Genomic DNA, 18,339 nt, shown 5'->3' with positions numbered 1-18,339 from the left:
GGCGCGATCTTAGCTCATCAGCAGGGCCCGCAGGCTCTCCACATCGAGGCCACGCACCTCGGACTGACCGCTCAGCAGGCCATCGGCCAGCGCCCGCTTCTCGTCGTGCAGGGCGACTATCTTCTCCTCCACCGTCTGCTCGCACACCAGGCGATAGACGGTGACCGGCTGGGTCTGCCCCATCCGGTGCGCTCGATCGCTCGCCTGATCCTCCACCGCCGGATTCCACCAGGGGTCCAGGTGCAGCACGGTATCGGCCTGGGTCAGGTTGAGCCCTGTGCCCCCCGCCTTGAGACTGATGAGGAACAGCGGCACGGACTCGCTGCGAAAACGCAGGATGGAGTCCTGACGCGCCTTGGCCGAGCAGGCTCCATCCAGATAGCAGTAGTCCCACTCTCGCTGCTCGATCCGCGCGCGCAACAGGCTCAGCAGATCGACAAACTGGCTGAACACCAGCACCCGGTGGCCGCCGTCGATGGCCTCCTCCAGCAGCGCCATCGCCTCGTCCAGCTTGCTGCTGGTCTGGGACCACTCCGGCATCACCAGCTCGGGGGAGCAGCAGAGCCGGCGCAACCGGGTCAGACCACTCAACACGTGCATCAGGGCTCGGCCGTCGGCACTTTGCACCTGCTGCACCACCTCGCGCCGGGTCGCCTCGTAGAGCTGGCGCTCCTCGGGGGAGAGGCTGATGTGATGGATGATCTCGGTCTTGTCCGGCAGCTCGGTCAGCACCTCCTGCTTGAGTCGCCGCAGGATGAAGGGGCTGATCACCGCCCGCAGCAACGCCATGTGCTGGGGATCCTTCACCGCCTTGCCAAAGCGGCGCTTGAACTCACCGAGGCTCCCGAGCAGGCCCGGGTTGATGAAGGTAAACAGGCTCCACAGCTCCCCCAGATGGTTCTCGATGGGGGTGCCGGAAAGGGCAAGACGAAAATCCCCCTCGAGCTGGAACAACAGCTTGGCCCGCTGGGTACCGGCGTTTTTGATCTGCTGCGCCTCATCCAGCACGATGGAGGGCCAGCGGCGGGATTTGAGCGCCGCCGACAGGCCGCCGAGCATGCCGTAATTGAGCAGGATCACCTGGCCCGCTTTGGCCTCGCGGATCACCCCTTCCCGCTCAGCAGGATTATCGACGGTCACCACCTCCAGCTCGGGGGCGAAGCGGACCACCTCCTCCTGCCAGTTGGTGACCACAGATTTTGGCACCACCACCAGCGCAGGGCCCAGATGCTGGCGCATGCGCAGCACGATGAGGGCCTGCAGCGTCTTGCCAAGGCCCATGTCGTCGGCCAGACAGGCGCCGAAGCCGTGATGGGCCAGGGTCGCAAGCCAGCGCACGCCATCCTTCTGGTAATCCCGCAGCGCCTCGAGCAGCTCGGCCGGGCACTCGACCTCCTGTTGCCACTCCTGCTGCAGGTTCTGCCAGGCGGCATCCCCTTCGGTGGTGATGACGGAGAGCAGCCGGGTCAGGGGATAGGCCAGCTTGTTGTTGATCCGCTGATCTTCGTCCAGCATGGCCCCCAGCATGGTGAGGCGCTCTACCAGCTTGTCGCTCAGCATCAGGCTGGTCTTCTCGTCGAGCTGAACGGTGCGCTGACCCGGGGTCATCTGGCGCAGGATGAGGCGCAGATCGAGGATCTGGTGCTCATCGAGGGACAAGGCCCCCTCCACCTGGAACCAGTCCTGGCGCCGCTCGATACGAAGACTCAGGGCCGCCTCGTCCAAACTCTTCAAACGGGCGCTGTCCTGATGCCAATGGATGACTACGCCGTTATCCACCAGCTCGGGCAGGGCGTTGACCAGCGCCAACGCCTGCTCCCCCTCGAGTCGCCACTCGGTACCGGGCAGGCCGATGGGCAGGGCGGCGCGAAGCGCTTGGGCCTGCTCCTTCTCGGCCGCCAGATCCCGTTGCCAGTAGCAATACTCCTGGATCCCCTGGCGCACGATGGCTTCCCCCTTGCCAAGAGGCTGGGGGGGCACGTCATCGAAGCGGGTCACCAGCCTGACCGAGAGCTGGCCATCCTGCCAGTCCAGCTGGACCGACGGGATCCCTGGCCAGGGGGCCAGTTTGGCATTGCCCTGCAAACCGGCCACCTGGCTGTGCCAGGGCAGATCCGGGATGGCATCCAGGGTCTGTTGCAGCTCAGCCAGCCCTTCGGCGGGCAACAGGGGGATGGCTTCGAGGGCCGGCAGGCGATCGAGCAGAGGCTGGGGGGTGAGGATAAGCTGCCACAAGTCCTGGGCCAACGGCATGATATGGGCCCCGCGCGCGGCAGCGGCCGGGATGAGGCGGGCGCTCATCCCCTGCTCCACCGCCACTATCTGCAGCAGGGGCGCGGTCAGCGCCAGCTGCAGCTTCTGCCCTCTGGCATTGAACAGACGCGGATGATTGGCAAGGGGCGCCCACACATCCCGGGGCAAGCGGCTCATCACCCGCGGCAGAGTGCGCACAAGCGCCCAGTCGTGCTCATCGAGCAGGGCCGCATACTGGGTGGAGAGCAGGGTGGGATCGACCCGGCGACCGGCAGTCCACTCCCCCTTGGTGCTGAGCTTCTGGATCTTGCACTCGAGCTCGGGGCCGTCGGCGTGCAGCAGCCACACCAGCCGCTCCTGGGGCTTGCGCACCCCGCTGGCACGCCCCAGCCCCTGCAACCAGTTGAGCCAGTTGGCGGACGCCGCCGTCTTCTCCTCGTCGCTCTCGTCGTCATCCTTATCGCCCTCCTGCAGCTGGCACAAGGGCGCCCCCTTGACCGTCTCCTCCAGCAGCAGGCGCAGCAGATCCTGACAAAAAACCATCAGCCTGTGGTGGGGTGCGGCATCCAGCAGATGGGTGAGATCCCACTTGTGCAGCATGGCCACCTGGGGGCTCTGGGCGCCGTGGCGAGCCAGGGCACAGAGATCGAGCCAGAGGTAACCCCAGTGCAACTCCTCCACCGGCAGTTGCAGGGTATCGAACAGGCCGACGGCCTGGCCGTGGCGTTCCCCCGCCCATTGGCTGAGCAGGTCACCCAGCAAGGGGAACTGGCCCGCCAGGCTGCGCTGCCACTTCTTGCGCTGCTCGCTCGCCACCACGGGATCGGCCTGCTGCAACCAGCCCAGCCAGAGCAGGGCGCTGAACGAACGGGGCCACTGCCCGGCCTCATGACTCCCCTGCCACTGGCCGAGGGCAGTCAGCAGGCGCTCGCCAAGCGGCCCCTGCGACTCTATGGCCAGCGCCTGCAAGGCGGGCCAGTCGGTGCTCACCCCGTCATCATCTCCACAGAGCCAGCGCCACTCCGCCTCGAATGCCCGGGCGAGGGGTTGCACCTCGGGGGCGCAGCGATGCAGCTGGCCAGCCAGCGGCCACTGCGCTTCATAAGGAGCATCGAGCAGCAGTTGCAGGGAGAAGTGTTCCAGCAGCAACTGTTGCCAGGCGGGGCTGGAGCCTGCCAGCAGTTGGTAGGCGTCCGGCGTGTCGAGCAGGGTCAGCAGTTCGCTGGCCGAGAAGTAGGCCGGAACCTCCCCCGCCTTACCGCGACACAGCTCGCGCACCAAGGCATGGGCGAGATCCTGACCGGTCAGGGAGGAGACCTTGTGCCAGTCCGGCGCGGGACAAAACCCGCCACGCACTCCCAGGATCAGCGCCAGCGTTCCCTCGGCCGTCAGGCTCCACTGCTGCTCCCCCCGCAGCCTCACCAGTCCGGCATCTTGCAGCCGGAGCAGGTCGCCAGGCAGGGAGTGACCCAGCCCCAGCTGCTCTTGCAGCAGGCGGGTACTGGCAATGCGCTGCAGTTGCAACGCGGTGAGCAGGGCATAGCTATCCGAAGAGAGAGTGGAAACAGACATCAAGACTCACGGGCAGGTGCAAAAGCGGAATTTTAACGGTAAAGCGCCAACGGCTCGACCCTTGACAACGAAATAACGCAAAAAAAAAACGGCCATCCATTGATGACCGTCGAAAGTAACGAAGGAAATAGCTGGATTCACCAGTTACCTCCCACAGCGGGAAAATCGGGAGCGTTAGCCCCTAATTCGTGGTGCCAATGCTAGAGGTTGACGCACGAAAAAGCTTTGAAGCGGATCACAGTTGAAAAGGATTTCTGAAAACGCTTTCACTTTTGACCCGCGAAAACAGCCAAATGGAGCCAGATATACAGGCGTTTTGACACATCAAAAAGACGATGGGATAGCCCCTGCCGGGCCATCCCATCTCTGGTGATTAAATCACCACCAGCCGTGACACAGGAGTAAAAAACGTCAGGCCAGGCGCGGCCTTTGGTCTAGCTACCTTGAGCCTCTGTCGTCATCTTCCCAAACCAGTGCTCCGACAATTTTTGAGCCTTTTTGACTTCCGGCTTGGTCATCGCCGCTTCCAGCTCGTCCCGTGCCTGCGCCGCCTCAGGCATTCCTTCGGTCGCCGCCAGCGACAACCAGGCATAGGCATGGATCCGGTTGCGCGGCGCCCCCAGTCCCTCTTCACGTAGGGTTCCCATGCGGTATTGCGCCATCCGATTGTTCTTCATCGCAGCCAGACGATACTGCTTGAGCGCCAGGGCATAATCTTCCTGGCCCCCCTGGCCTAGGCGCAACATCTCCCCATAGGTGTATTGCGCCCGGGTATGCCCTTGCTGTGCGGCCTTGCCATAACTGGCCCTGGCTTGCTCCAGCTCCCCCTGCTCCTGTTGCAACTGAGCCAACTCGAACCAGGCCTTGGTCACGCCCCCTTGCGCCGCCTGAGTCAGCAGCTGGATGCGATCGCCCGGCGCAGTCTGTTGCAAGCTCAGCTGATATTGCGCCTCGTGATTGCCGTGGCCAGCCGCCAGCTCCAGCCAGTAGCGACCAAGGGCCGGATCCGCTTTGACTTGCTCACCCGCCAGATAGGCCATGCCCAACCAGAGCTCGGCCTCGGCGGAACCGGCATTGGCGGCGCCTTGATAGGCCGCAAGCGCGTTGGCAGGCGCTGCCTGCTTCGCCTGCCACAGCAAGGCATCCGGCTGCTGCTGGGCCGCCGCCTTGTCATACCAGCGCTGCGCCAGATCGCCACGTTTGGCTACCCCCTTGCCCTGCTCATAGCGCAAGCCAAGTTGGTACTGGGCATCGCGGTTGCCAAGATCGGCTGCTTTTTCGAGCCACTTGACGGCATCTTCGTCGGCACCGCGCTGCGTGGCATACCACTGACCCAGGACCAGTTGTGCCTCGGCATGCTCCCCCTTGGCGGCCTGCTCGAACCAGTCGAGACACTCGCTCACCAGCTTGCCCTGATGCTGTTCCCGACACGCCACCCCCAGCTGATAGCTGGCATTGGTATTGCCAAGGCGCGCCGAACGCTGCCACCACTGGGTCGCCTGCGCCGGATCCTTGGGCTCGCCCAATCCGGCCTGATACCACTCCCCCACTTGCCAGGCGGCGCTGGCACGGGTCTGCCGATCAGCCGCCAGGGTACCGCTCTCCCGGGCGACCTGCTGCATCCAGTGCATGGCATTGGGATAATCCGGCTTGGCGGCAAGCCGCTGGGCCAGCTCGTACTGGGCCTTGCCATCCCCTTGCCGTGCGGCTTGAGATAACTCGGCGTCAGTTCGTGGTGCCGTGGCAGAGCAGGCAGTTAACATGCTGGCGGTCAGCGCCAGCCATAAGGCTCGATGTGTCATGGGAAAATTCTTCGCAGAGTGAAAAAGTGACGGATGAGGTAGTGCTGTCTTGCTGGCGAATCCGCTATGCTACACAGCCACCTGATGGGCATAAAGCTGATGCGGCGCCTTCCCTGGCCATTAGCCTTGCCTGTCAGGTGGTTTTTGCAGTAACAACAAGATCTGTTACATTCCGAACTCTAAAAAGTAACTTCTAACTTGATGCGTTTTCATCCATTCGTTAGCCCAAGATTTAGCGTCTTCAATTTCATTCTCTGAGAGTTTTTTTTCAAGAATACTGAGTTCTTTAACAGAACGGGAATAGGCTGAATCCTCAGTTTCTGGTGGTAGTTGATGGATTAACACATATAACCAAGCGTAAGCTTTTTTATTGCTTTGCATATCAGCAGGAATTGGAATGGTAAACTCATCGCCTCCCATCAGATAAGTGCTATAGATCCTTATCGAGTTAATATTTCCTGTATTGGCTGCACGTTCGAGCCAAGCCAGCATTCCAACAATATCTTTGTCTGTCTCAGCATAGCTGGACATAACCTCCATCGCCTTGGGATGGCCATGATTGGCGGCTTGTTCTGTCCAATAACGTTCAGCTTTATCACGGGAGCCAGGGATAAGGTACCAACCGCAGCCACTTCGGATGTCATTCGCTAAATTGAACTGAGCTCCAGCATCCCCTTTTTGGGCTGCCTTCTCAAGCCATTTACATGCACCATTATCATCATTTTTTAATGATAGGACGAAAGAATATGTCTTCAACCCTCCAATATCACCTTCTTCAGCCAGTTGCTTAGATTTCTTAATCAGCTTGTCAGACCAACCACCATCACCTTGATGTTCAGCTAATGTTGAGTCAAGCATGACATTTTCACCGATATTAGAAAGGGCTAGCATCCCACAAAGCCCCCCTAACTCAGCAGCTTTTTTAAAGTATTTTTGTGCATCAGCGTTAACAATCAAAGATGTGCCTTGATAGCCACTGGCAATGGTACAGAGCGCTTTAGTACTACCCGCATTAGCCGCTTGCCACATCAGATCCAGTCCTTTATCCCACCCTTGTTCATAGGGGATAACCGCTTGTTGATAAAGCTCATCTGCTGTCACCACCTTATCTGCAGCTACGTTTGCAAATGAGGCTAAGATCAACGAGCTCAACACAAGCATTGAAAATTTATTAACTCTTAACATTCCACCCATCCTGAATCTGAGCTCGACCATACATATTAGAAATTTTGTAGTTAGGTTGTGCATTTTCCCAACGCATATTTGATAACACATTGCGAGCTCGCCGATACTTTATTAATGTTGACTTAAGGTCATCATTTCTACTGTCCGCAGGCAAAGCCATATATTTATCTAGTGTACTAAGGTTACGCTTATAAGCACCTATCTGATCTTGCACATTGATATCGGTCATGCGGCTTATCGCCTCTTGAAACTTATGGCGATTATCAGTAGTAGCTTTACCGCTATAGAGCCAATCAACCAAGCGTGCAATGGTCATTTGCTGCAACACATGGGTCTCTTTATCCGATAAATTGACTGGTGGATTGTTCAACCTCAGTACTTTGGAACTTGCCACCAAAGTCCCCAATAACGAGCCCAATGCCTCCGGCAGTAGACCGTTGGCCCACGCTTTAAGCTTGGCTTCCGTTGCTGCATTGGCCTTGGCATCACCAGCCGTATCCGGGCGTAATGCCGGATTGGGATTACGTGCTTTGGGCAGCAAGTGACCCGACAACGTCCACGCCACCAGACCCGCATTCTGGCTGCGATTAAGCTTGCCGTAGAGACGATCGACAAAGTCCTTCTCGGCGGCCACTATCTGACCAATATTGACCCCCAGCAGTAGCGCCAGCTGACTCGCCCTGGAGAGCCGCTGATAGCTCTCCTCATCGGCGAAGACTTCGACCCGCTCGTAGTTGCAGCGGCGCAGCAGGTCCTGAAACATGGCCACCACATAACCGGTAGACTGCCAATCCACTTCAAACTCGAAATACCCCTTGGCCTTGGCGCTGCCTCCCAGCACCCCGGCCTTGACCCCCAGCCGCATCCGGTTATTGCGCCAGCTCAGGATAAAGGGGAACTCGCTCAGCGTGTCCTTGATTTCAGCCTTAAGCCCGGTGGTGGCCTTGCACAGCTGAAGCGGCAGCTTGGCTGCTTGACCATTTATCCCCAGACGCTGGATCATGCTGCTATCCGGCGTCCAAAGCAGGCGTCCTGACAGACTGCAGCCCACCTCAGCCCCAACCTCGGCCGTAAATTCCCCCTTCTCTTCAGCCTTGACCGCCACATCGAGCCCACTGAGGCTAATTCCCCCCACGCTGGCATTGAGCGATGCCTCACGGCCCGCTTTGAGCATGGCGCCCGCTTTGCCCCACGCCTTGGCATGGACATCTACGGCCCAGGTGCCCAGATTGATCTGGTATTTGTTGCCACTCTTGGGGGCGATCAGGGTTGCTATCGTGGGTTTCGCACCTCGTGGCAAGGTGATCCTGAACAGATCGATCTCCCCGCGCAGAGGATAAAACTCTGCTGTAACCGACAAGCTGGCGCTCGGTCCAGGCATGGAGACGGTGCCGTCCTGATAGGTCAGAGTCATCGGCGGGGGGTCTATCTTGCCGGAACTGCTGAGTTTGCCCTTCCAGTCGCTGTAACTCATCATCCGCATCAGCTGCGCCTGGGGCGACTCATCAAAGGGACCAAACTCCACCTGCTTGTCAGAGCGATAGAGCAATGTGCCAAGGTGTCCGGCAAAGCGGCTACGCCATGAATCCAGCGCCGTCACCTTGATGTTCTTCTGCGCCAGGTAGTCGGCCACCTTGTCAAAATTGAGGGCGCCATTCTCTTTGTAAAACCAGCCCTTTTGCAGCGGGAGAGGGGTAATGCCATCTTGCGCCAGCAAAGCGAGCAGCACCGGATCCTGCTCCAGTTTGAGCAGATCACCTGCCCGCTCCCTAACCTTGTCTACCGGCAACTGCCAGAGGCTGAAGTAGCTGAGCGGCTCTACCGATAACGCCGCCGAGCAGATCTCGCGCAGCGGATAATCGCCCTTGGTTAATACGTCCATGGGTTGGCGCTGATATTCCCCCTCCCATGCCAATACCCGAGGAGGGACTTGGCGGGAGCAGGCCAACAGTGCCTTTTCGTACAGCTCGTTCGCTTGCTTGTGGGCAGCATTGATGGCATCGAGCTGACGCTGAAACATCTGCTGGGGGGGCAACAAGGGATTCTCTTTGTCGCTGCTGGCGGCATAACCACTATCGAGCGCGGTCAAGAAGGCCTTGGTGGTCTTCTCCAGCTCCTCTTCGGCCTGCTTTTTCTGGGCCAGATAGGCGTACCAACTGGCGTAGCACTTATCACCGGCCACACACCCCTCTATACCGCTCAGGGCAAACTCAGGCACGGCGACCCCAAGCGCGCCAAGCTCGGTGATGCAACGATTGAGGGTCTGCTGCGCCGCAGTCATCTTGGCCAGGGTATCCTGACGATGACTAAACCAATCATCACTCGGCCATATCAGACCGTTGCTGTGCTCCTGCATCAGGGTCTGGGTTTCCAGCACTGCCTGTCGCAGCGATTCAATCTGCTCTGCCGGAGGCTTTTCTGCCACAAACGTGGCACGGGCCTTGTTGTATTGCGCCAGCAATTTGCCGATTTTGACCTGACGCGGGTCATAGTAGTGGCCATTGTTATCGACTTCATACCCTTGCGCCTTGGCTTGCTCTATCCCCTGACGTTTGAGCTGCTCCAGCTGTGCGATGCATTTGGCATCCTCAGCAGCACGATTGATAAATTGCTTGTGTACTGTTGCCTGGCTGTTATCCCCATAGGGTGAAAAAGTCGGGCTGGTTGGCCTTCTTGCCTGAATGTTGCTCCATTCTTGCTGCTGGGCAGGGGTCAAGAAGCTGTATGCTGTCGGGCTAATCATCAGGCTATCGAGTTGAATACCCTGTGCAGCCAGCGCTTGCAGCTTGCTGGATGAGCCAAGCACCTTGGCTTCAAACTCACTGACCACCATTTTTATCTTCTTGAAGGCTTTTTTCTCGACCAGCCAGAAACAGTTGGAGCCGCTGACGTAGAAGATGTCTTCAAACTCTTTTGCCGAGCAGGGGGATTTGACCGCAGCAAACGACTCATTTGATGCAGCTGCTGGCAACGGAACAAAAGGCAACATGGTCGGCGACTGACAGAGCCCTTCATCAATGACATTGCTGACTACAGGTGACGTAGTCGTGGTTGGTGCGGACATCTATAACGCCTCCACTGGCTGATGGGTCTGATGCTGCCAAAAACGGTTTGCCACAGCCAGCGGCTCATGGCACTCAATATCGAAGGTGGCCAACCACTGTGCCATGCGGCCATCCAGCACGGGTGCGGGGTAATCATTAAGCAGAGTGAGCCAAGGCATGAGTTCCCACTGCTCGGTCAAACCTTTCTCAATCAGGCATGCAAGCGAAGAGGCAAGACCATAACACAGGGCAGGGTCAATCCGGGCTGCTTGCAAGCTATAAAGCAGACGGGTTTTTTGAGCCATCGCCAGCAATTCCGAACTCAAACACACCGGTTGCTCAAGGGCCGCTTCGTGCTCAGCGCTGACAATTTCACACCACGCTGTGGAGCACCAGTCAGGCAAGTACACTGCCTCCAACGCCGAGCTCACCAAGGGAGCATCATACTGGCTGACATAGATAGCCAGCCAAATGGCCGGATCGTAAAAGCGCAGATAGCTTTGCCCCTGCCCATCTGGCACCGTCAGGAACTGTCTGAAATGGTTTGCTAGCTCTTCGCAAGAGAGCGATGCGCGAAGCGCAACACCAGCACGTCTGTCACGCACTTCCGTGAGCAACCTTTCCTTTATCGCACTATCTGATGGGAGCCTTAGCAAAAGGGGGCTCACCTCCAATAAGGCTTGATGGTGCGTACCAGTAAACAGCAGAGTTAATTCGGGCTGTTCAATGAACTGGTGGATCACCTCTTGCGCCGCTTCCCAGCGCGCCATGTCAATCAACAGGTAGTTGATTGGCAAGCTATCGGGAGAAAAGCGATGCAGGGATGTTAACTGCTCCCATCGAGTTTGCATGTGCAGTCCCCCCGTTCACATGTGCCATTGGAGCGCTTGCCACACATGGGCATTGCGACCACACCGGCTTTTGCCGCGACCAACATGGCCGGGATTATCTCTGGTGTTGGCGGTACAATATAAGGAGCTAATGCAACCCCCATTGGCAAGCCGGGCATCTTCCCCCCCCAACCGGAGCCGGAGCCGGGGCTGCCGCCCGAGTTCATCTTGATGGAGCCGCCAGAGATAGTGACGCCGCTTGGGTCGATTTTGACAAAACTGCCCCCCACCTTGAGGGTCAGTTCGGCGCCGGCCTCCATCACTATCTTCATGCCCGCCTTGTGATGTACCTCGCTGCCAGCCTCAACCAGCAGGGATTTCCCCAGCTTCTGGTGCATGCTGGCATCTACCGTCAGCGAGTGGTCACCCTTGATATGGTCACGCTTCTCACCTTCCACCGTCAGGTGGTCATTGGCCTTGATACGGGTCACCCGCTCGTTGTCGATGTCTCTGTGCTCATCGTGCTTGATGTGCCAGGCCGCATCATTCTCAATCAGTACGTTCAGGTCTTTCTGACCGTGCAGGTAAATCTCTTCCTGCCCCGCTTGGTCTTCAAAACGCAGCTCGTTGAAGCCTTCCCCCTGGTGGGTCTCGGTGCGCAGCACGGTGCGGGTCTTGTTGGCCGGCAATTCATAGGGCGGCCGGTTGGTGGCGTGGTAGGTGCGCCCGGTGACAATGGGCTGGTCCGGGTCTCCTTCCAGAAATGAGACGATGACCTCATGGCCGATGCGCGGAATCGCCATCATGCCGTATTGACCACCCGCCCAACCCTGGCTCACCCGCACCCAGCAGGAGCTCTGGTCATTGGAACTGCCATAGCGGTCCCAGGGGAACTGCAGCTTGACCCGGCCGTGCTCGTCGCAGTAAATCTCCTCCCCCTCCGGGCCCACCACCATGGCAATCTGCGGGCCGTCCACCATGGGTTTGTGGGGCGCTTGCGGGCTACCAATACGGGCCCGCCAGGTGCTGCTCGCCTTCACCACTCCAAATTCGTTGTGATAGACGGTCGGGCCGCTGCCCCCCTCCTCTTCCAGCGCCTGGGGCTGCTGGCCGATGTGACGGATATGGACAATTTGCCAGTCGCTGTTGAGGCTACCGTTCGGGTGTTCGGTCAGGGAGAAATACTGCCCCGGCAGCAGGGCCGCACTGTTGGATTTGCCTTGGCCTGTCACCGCATCATTGCGCAGGGCATCGAGCCGGTGCTGGGCAAACGCCTTGCCGCTGCCGTCCTGCTTGTAGCGGCCCGGGTAGTCGAAGTGCTGGTAGCTCTGGCGCTGATGCTCAAGCTCGGCCCCCAGCTTCTTGTGGGAGAGCCCATAGGCCGGGGTCTTGAAGCTGTAGTCTTTGAGCTCTACATCCGAGGTGCGCACCGCCTCGCGATAGTGGAACTGGCGCACGTAGGCGCCTTGCGCGAGGGAACGGTTGCCAAGGTTGAAGAAGAGCTCGGGACCTGCCGTCAGAGCCGCCGCATCGTCGGCAAACACGAGACGGTGTTTGCCTTGCTCAAACTCAAAGAAGTAGAACAGCCCCTCTTCGGCGGCGAGACGGTTGAGGAAATCGAGGTCGGTCTCCCGGTACTGGACGCAGTATTCGCGCTGGGCATGTTCATTTTTGAGGGCAAAGGCATAGTCGGTGATGCCGTGCTCCTGCAACAGGATGCTGAGGATTTCATCGGGCTTTTGCGCCTGGAATATGCGCGAGTTGTGGCGAAGCCCCAGCCGCCACAGGGCCGGTTGCACCAGCAGCTGGTAGCGAGTGCGGCGAAAGCCGCTATCCCCCTGAGCAAAGTCACTGACCACCCCGCATACCCGGCGCTGCAGCTCGCCGTTATACCACACCAAGAGCTCGCACGGCTGGTCCAGCACGGCGGCAAAGTCAATGTCCGGCTGGGGACTCGCCAACTCAAGGCGCAGCTGGAACGGGCCGTTCAGCGCCTCTTCCAGGGCAAACTCGGCCACCACGAAGGTTCCCTCGGGCAGCGACCCCACCTTGACGGTAAATTGTAATCCTGTGCTGTCTGCCATCACGGGCTCCTTATCCTGCCTGTCCGCTGCCAGATCCAATCACCACGCCGCCACAACCGACGGCAGTGCCCGTCACGGCAATGGGCTTGCCATTGACCAGCACTGAGCCGATCCCGCCCGAGATGCTGCGTGGATGAGGCGGGTTGTTGGGTTTGTCGTGAGGGGCCAGCGGGTCGCCCTGGCGAGCCACCGGCTTGCCATCGAGAAAGACATCGGGGCTGGCGGCAATCACCGGAGAGGGATGGAATCCGTCGTGGTCGGTGCCAATGTCACCGAGCAGTGCGATAGCGGGGCACATAGTTATTCTCCATATGAGCGGAAAAACGCAGTCATTACGTCTCCCCACGCCCCTTTGCAGCAGTGACAATCACGGGGCCTAAAACATGCAGAGTGGGCCACAGCACAGACTATGCCACTCGAACAAACCTGATATTTATCAATAAAAACAATGCATTAAATAAAATATTGCGAGCCATCAGGCAATAGCTCGCAAGGTCTTGCGCAAAACCGGCCACAACTCTGCAAGAGCTTGCCCTGACAGTGAATCTCACCAATGGGCACGCAAAAAATTGCTCAATACAGAATAATCAGCTGCCAGTTTGTACCTGTTGTAGCTGATAGAGCCGGATATTGAGCGCTTTGAGATCATTTTCCAGCCCTTTCAACTCGGCGGCGGTAATGGGCTCTTGCGATGCTTTTCGCGCCTCCAGTTCACTCAGGCGCAGGCTGAATGGAATGTCCTGCATCAGGTTCTTCTGCACCTCGTAGAGCTGGGACTTGAGGTAGGAGATGGTCACCGTCTTGCGCTGGCGTTCGAGCTCCAGCAGTTGATCGAGCAGGGCATCCACCCCGGCCCGGGCATCGAGATAGGTCGGTACCCTGTTGTTGTTCACATCCTGGCTGGCCAAGGCATTTTGCCACTGCTTGTCCAGCGCCTTGACCGCCAGCGAGTCGGGGTAGAGCATCTGCAGCGAGCTGCGCAATCCTTCCCCGTAGCGATACCAATAGAGCGGCGAGGTCTGCTCCAGTCGGCTCAGCTGGGCCTGGTAGCTGGCCACCAGCTCGCCCTCCATCCCTTGCAGGGTCTGCTCACCAAGGACGATGCGTGCCTGGCGGATATCGTCGTAGCTGAGTGCCCTTGGCAGCTCGGTGGCCGGCTGCTGCAACCGCTCGGCTGCCACTATTTTTTCCTGCTGCTGGTGCTGCCAGCCCAGCCACCCCATCACCGGCAGGGCGCAGCTGAGCAGGCCACAGCCAAACCAGAACCAGGCCGGACGGGGCTTGCGGTGCTGCTCAATCTTGAACACAGTCGGCTTGACCTGCCCCTTCTCGCGGCCCACCAGTATGCTGCCCTGAGGCAGGTGCGGCGTGGCGGATGCCGATGAGGGGCCGGTGTCGTGCTCCATATCCGGCTTGAAGAACACCATGGGCGGGATCTGCAGATCCTCCTTGAGGCCGGGTTCATCGGAGACGATGACGATCTCGGTCTCATCGAACAGGTGGGTATACCCCTCGATGAAGTGCACCAGATTCTCGACTCGGGGAATGCGGCTCAGGCCCGCGTTGTGCAGCTTTTCACTGATGAGTTGCAATGCCCGCTCGCAGCGATAGACCAGCCGCTTGTCTTCGTGGCTGATCTGGTACTGGCGGATCACGTCGCTGATGCGGGCGATGAACCAGTCCAGCATCTCGACACGGGCCCGCTCCTGATGCACCGGCGGCCAGAAACTCTCCCACTGGGTCACGATCAGGTTGGCGAGAAACTCGCACCCCTCGGTGAAGCCGCTCAAGCCCTGCAGACGGGAGCGCGCCAGGGTGAAATAGATGGCTGTTTGCAGATCCACCCCGTGTTTCTCGAAGATCTGGCTGGCAAGCTGATGGATCTTGAGCCAGTCCACCTCGGGTCGGGAGGCGTGACTGAGCTTGTTGATTTCGGCGCGCAGCGCTTCATATTCCGGCAGCATCCGGGGATCCCGTCCCACCTTGAGCGCCTGCTGGCCTTGTTGATTTTGTGACATGTCGACTTCCACAGCTTGTGGGGGGCACCGGGTGCCCCCGCTTTATCAATAGAGGGATTCAGGCAATCTGAACTGGCTGAACAGGCCGCCGGTGAAGGGATTCTGCACGCTGTCGGTATAGACGCGATAGGTCATGGCCCCCTGATCCACCGGGAAGCGCACATCGAAGGTCGCCTCGCTCACCTGGGTCAGCTCCCCCTTGTCCATCAGGCGGAACATGGCCCAGGGGCCGATGAAGCCTTCGCTGCGCGGTGAACGCTCGCGGGCGGCCGGCACCAGGGTGATCTTGCTCTCGGCACCGTCACGCATGGTGTTGGGCCATACCAACGGGATCTTGGTGCGTCGGCCATGGGCGTACTCCAACAGCTGGCCATCCAGATTCAGCACGCTGCGCCGCTTGTTGGCGGTGAGCTCGATGGGCTCGACGGCAAACTGCACCTCCAGGTTGCCCTGCTGGCTGAAGAAGATCTGGCGGATGCGCGCGGCTCTGTCCAGCTGCTTGACCAGCTCGGCCTGCACCGGGGAGCTGAACTCCCCTTCCATCAGGCCGCTCTCCACCATGGGTTTGAGGTTGACCTGATAGAAGCTGTCGAGAGTCCCGTTGGGAGCAAAGAAGCGCTCCATCTCGGAGAGGGGCACATCCTTGGCAGAGCCCGGGTTGAACGGATAGCGATCGGCCAGCTGGCTGTTGAACGGGGTCAGTACCTTGTCCTGCCACTCCTGGTTGAGGGAGGACATGGCAAGATCGATCACCAGTCGCGAGCTCTGATCCGCCAGTTGCCCCACCCAGCGATCGAGCGGTGCCGGCAGGCCGCGGGCGTACTGCTGCAGTGCAAACACCGGGTCTGCGTACTTGTTGGTCATGCGCAGCTGCACCGCCTTGAGGGCCGACTGGCCAGGCTCGGTGGCGTTGACGATGAGCTCCAGATAGTGCTGCAGCTCCATCAGTTTCTGGTTCACCTCCTGGATGAGTGGTCCCTGTTCGCCGCGACCGCTCAGGGTGGCATTGGCCGCCATGAAGGGACGCCCGATGCGGGAGGTGATGGCCTGGGCCGGATCCCCCTCCACATCGGAGATCTTGCGTATACGGGTGTTGTCATCGAGGGTCGCCAGCACCCGCTGGAACGGCTGATCGTTGCCCGTGATGGCCGCCAGCACATCCAGTGCCTGCTCGGGACTGGCCAGGGTCTGCACGTCCAGGTTGTTCAACAGTTTTTGCCACTGGTTGACGTAGTCGGTGACGTAGCGGTCGTTGACCTGACGGGTGATCTCCTTGCGATCGGCATCGCTCAGCTGGCTCAGCTTGCGCTGGCCCAGCACCCAGGCGTCCATGGCAGTGAGGTCGATCAGCGCCTTGTCCTGCTTGAGGAAAAAGTCGCTGAAACCGGGCCAGGTCAGCAAGCGGGGCAGCAGGCCGGCGTTGTCGCTGCGCAGGGCAAAAACGGTGTCGAAGGTCGGCCCCACCTCGTCGCGCACGTTGAGATCCGGCGGCAATACATCGTCCGCCTTCACCACCAGGTTCTGGTAGACCCGCTGATACATGGGCAGTTTGCCAAGCTCGCGCTGGGCGCCATAGATAGGCTCCTTGAAGGGAACGAATGCGGTGATGGCCGCCTGATCGCGGGCCGCCCGGGCCGCATACCAGTTGGTGTGATCGAGGGCGTATTCGAGGTGCCCCATCAATTGCTCCTGCACCGCACCCTGCCCCGGGAAGGCCTGCTGCCAGCGGCTCGCCATATACTGCTCCACCAGCGCCTTGTTGCGACCGGAGGCATCGTCGAGCATCCGCATCACCCGCAGGATGGCGAGTTTCTCCTCGCTGCCGGCCGGCGCCTGGTTGAGATCCGCCAGCAAGCCCTGCATCTGGGCCGGCAGGAAGCGCAGGCTCAGCAGTTGCAGATAGGATCCTTCCACATAGGGGCCAATCTCATCCCCCTGATAGAGGCCAAGGTCGGCCACCAGCGGCATGCGCTCACGATAGTTGCCAAAGGAGAGGGTCGCCTCACGAATGAGGTTGAGTCGCGGCAGCTGGCTCACACCGAAGGCGTGTTCGTCGGCCACCTCGTTGGTTTCCATAAAGGCCTGGGCCTTGGTCAGCACGTTGCGCCCCGCCTCTTCGTTCACACGATAGAAGTAGTGCCAACCGCCGATCAGGGCCGCCGAGAAGAGCGACAGGCAACCAAGGCCGATGGCCATGCGGCGACGGCGATAGAGGGTGTGCAACCGGTTCTCCCCGGCCAGATGGGCCTCGGGGAAGATGATGCCGGAGAACAGCTGGCGCACGAAGTAGGTGTTGGACTCCCCGCGCAGGGCCGAGTGGATGGGCTCCGGCAGGTTGTAGCGGCGGGAAGCTGCCTGGGCAAACGCATCGAACGGTACTCCCTGCTGATAGACGGAGCTGATGTAGACCCCCCGCACCAGCAGCGGCTTGCTCTCTTCAATAGCCAGGGTTTCATCGAGCAGGCTGGTCACATAATCCTTGAGGCCCGCCAGCTGGCGCACGAAGGAGAACAGGGCGTTGCGCTGGGCGGCATCGAGCCTGGCCAGCATCAGCTCGGGCAGATTGCGGTTGAGGTTGTCCACCCACTGATCCCAGAACAGGGCCAGATCCTGCTGCCAATCAGCGCCCGGCTTGAAGGTCACCCCCAGCACAGCCTCGCGGGCCTCCTTGTCGAGCTGCTCATATACCACATCGAAGCCACGCAGCAGATCGAGCTTGGTGAAGGTGACATAGAGGGGCAGCCGGGTGTTCATGGTGGCCGACACCTCCTGCAGGCGGGAGCGCATCAGTTGGGCATAAGCCTTGCGCTCGGCCACGCTGGCATGGGAAAGCCAGGCCAGATCCACGGTCAGTACCAGACCGTTGAGGGGCTGGCGACGACGATGTTCATTGAGCCAGTTCAGCAGATGCAGCCAGAGCCGCTCATGCTTGCGGGCCAGAGGATCCAGCTCGGGTTCGGATTGGGACAGGAGTTCACCGGCGGGATCCAGCATCACCGCCTGCTCCCCCAGCCAGCAGTCGATCAGCTGATCCTGCGCCACGTCGCGCAGTTCGGTGTCGAGCCTGGGGTTGAGTTTGTTGGCCGGGTTGGCGCGATGGATCAGGCTGCTCTTACCGCTGCCGGGCAGCCCCAGCACCAGATACCAGGGCATGGCATAGAGTGCCCCCTTACCCAGATGGTCATTCAGTGCCTGCAGCCAGCGGTCCAGAAACAATGCCTGCCGGTCGATGATCCCCTTGACCGGATCCTGCTCCAGCAGGACCTCGGTTTTGCGCTCGGCCTTGAGCTGCTGCATCTTGCGCCACACTCGCCAGGAGATGACCCCCAGCAGCAGCCAGAGCCAGAGCAGGGTGAACACGACCCGTCCCCACAGCGGCTCAAGCGGCTTGGCTTCGCGGAGCTCGAGACGGGGTCCCAGCCACCAGGCCAGGATGAGGGCGACGGCCCAGAGCACCACACCGAGCAGGGGCCAGGAGGGCTTCAATTTCGGCAGCTGTTGCCGCAGAAAGGTAAAGATGGTTTTGAACATAAAATGTGATCCAACTCCGA

Annotated in this window: 9 protein-coding genes; all 9 read right to left on the bottom strand. The window is 59.9% G+C overall.

Going from position 1 to position 18,339, the window contains the following annotated elements; genetic code table 11:
- Positions 1-9 precede the first annotated feature (9 nt).
- The 9 genes from ACB034_RS00155 to tssM all read right to left on the bottom strand — a co-directional run bounded on the left by ACB034_RS00155 (position 10) and on the right by tssM (position 18,319).
- Positions 10-3,825: a DEAD/DEAH box helicase gene (locus ACB034_RS00155; RefSeq protein ID WP_371171764.1), complete on the bottom strand. Its 3,816-nt coding sequence runs from the start codon at positions 3,823-3,825 to the stop codon at positions 10-12.
- A gap of 434 nt (positions 3,826-4,259) precedes the next feature.
- On the bottom strand, positions 4,260-5,627 hold the full coding sequence (locus ACB034_RS00150; RefSeq protein ID WP_371171763.1) for a tetratricopeptide repeat protein: 1,368 nt from the start codon (positions 5,625-5,627) through the stop codon (positions 4,260-4,262).
- Between the two features lie 165 nt (positions 5,628-5,792).
- Positions 5,793-6,812, bottom strand: a complete 1,020-nt coding sequence (locus tag ACB034_RS00145; protein ID WP_225631763.1) for a hypothetical protein — start codon at positions 6,810-6,812, stop codon at positions 5,793-5,795.
- Positions 6,799-9,876 (bottom strand): hypothetical protein, encoded by a 3,078-nt coding sequence (locus ACB034_RS00140; protein WP_371171762.1) that lies wholly within the window; start codon positions 9,874-9,876, stop codon positions 6,799-6,801. The genes ACB034_RS00145 and ACB034_RS00140 overlap by 14 nt, the downstream gene beginning before the upstream one ends.
- Positions 9,877-10,707 carry a DUF4123 domain-containing protein gene (locus ACB034_RS00135; protein WP_371171761.1) on the bottom strand — a complete coding sequence of 277 codons (831 nt, stop codon included), beginning with the start codon at positions 10,705-10,707 and terminating at the stop codon, positions 9,877-9,879.
- Entirely contained in the window at positions 10,683-12,770 is a 2,088-nt protein-coding gene (gene tssI / locus ACB034_RS00130; RefSeq protein ID WP_371171760.1) for a type VI secretion system tip protein TssI/VgrG, read from the bottom strand. Before tssI ends, ACB034_RS00135 begins: the two co-directional genes overlap by 25 nt.
- 10 nt (positions 12,771-12,780) lie before the next feature.
- Complete coding sequence (locus tag ACB034_RS00125) at positions 12,781-13,068, bottom strand: type VI secretion system PAAR protein (protein WP_338610521.1); 288 nt, start codon at positions 13,066-13,068, stop codon at positions 12,781-12,783.
- Positions 13,069-13,357: 289 nt separating this feature from the next.
- The gene (locus ACB034_RS00120) at positions 13,358-14,788 is read right to left on the bottom strand and encodes a VasL domain-containing protein (protein ID WP_371171759.1); all 1,431 of its coding nucleotides are present in this window, start codon (positions 14,786-14,788) and stop codon (positions 13,358-13,360) included.
- 45 nt (positions 14,789-14,833) lie between these two features.
- Positions 14,834-18,319 (bottom strand): type VI secretion system membrane subunit TssM, encoded by a 3,486-nt coding sequence (gene tssM / locus ACB034_RS00115; RefSeq protein ID WP_371171758.1) that lies wholly within the window; start codon positions 18,317-18,319, stop codon positions 14,834-14,836.
- Between the last annotated feature and the right edge of the window lie 20 nt (positions 18,320-18,339).

It is taken from the genome of Aeromonas sp. S18(2024), assembly GCF_041402525.1.
In the GTDB taxonomy this organism is placed as follows: domain Bacteria; phylum Pseudomonadota; class Gammaproteobacteria; order Enterobacterales; family Aeromonadaceae; genus Aeromonas; species Aeromonas enteropelogenes.
The sequence above is the reverse complement of the archived record's forward strand: the minus strand, read 5'-3'. Positions and strand labels throughout refer to the sequence as shown.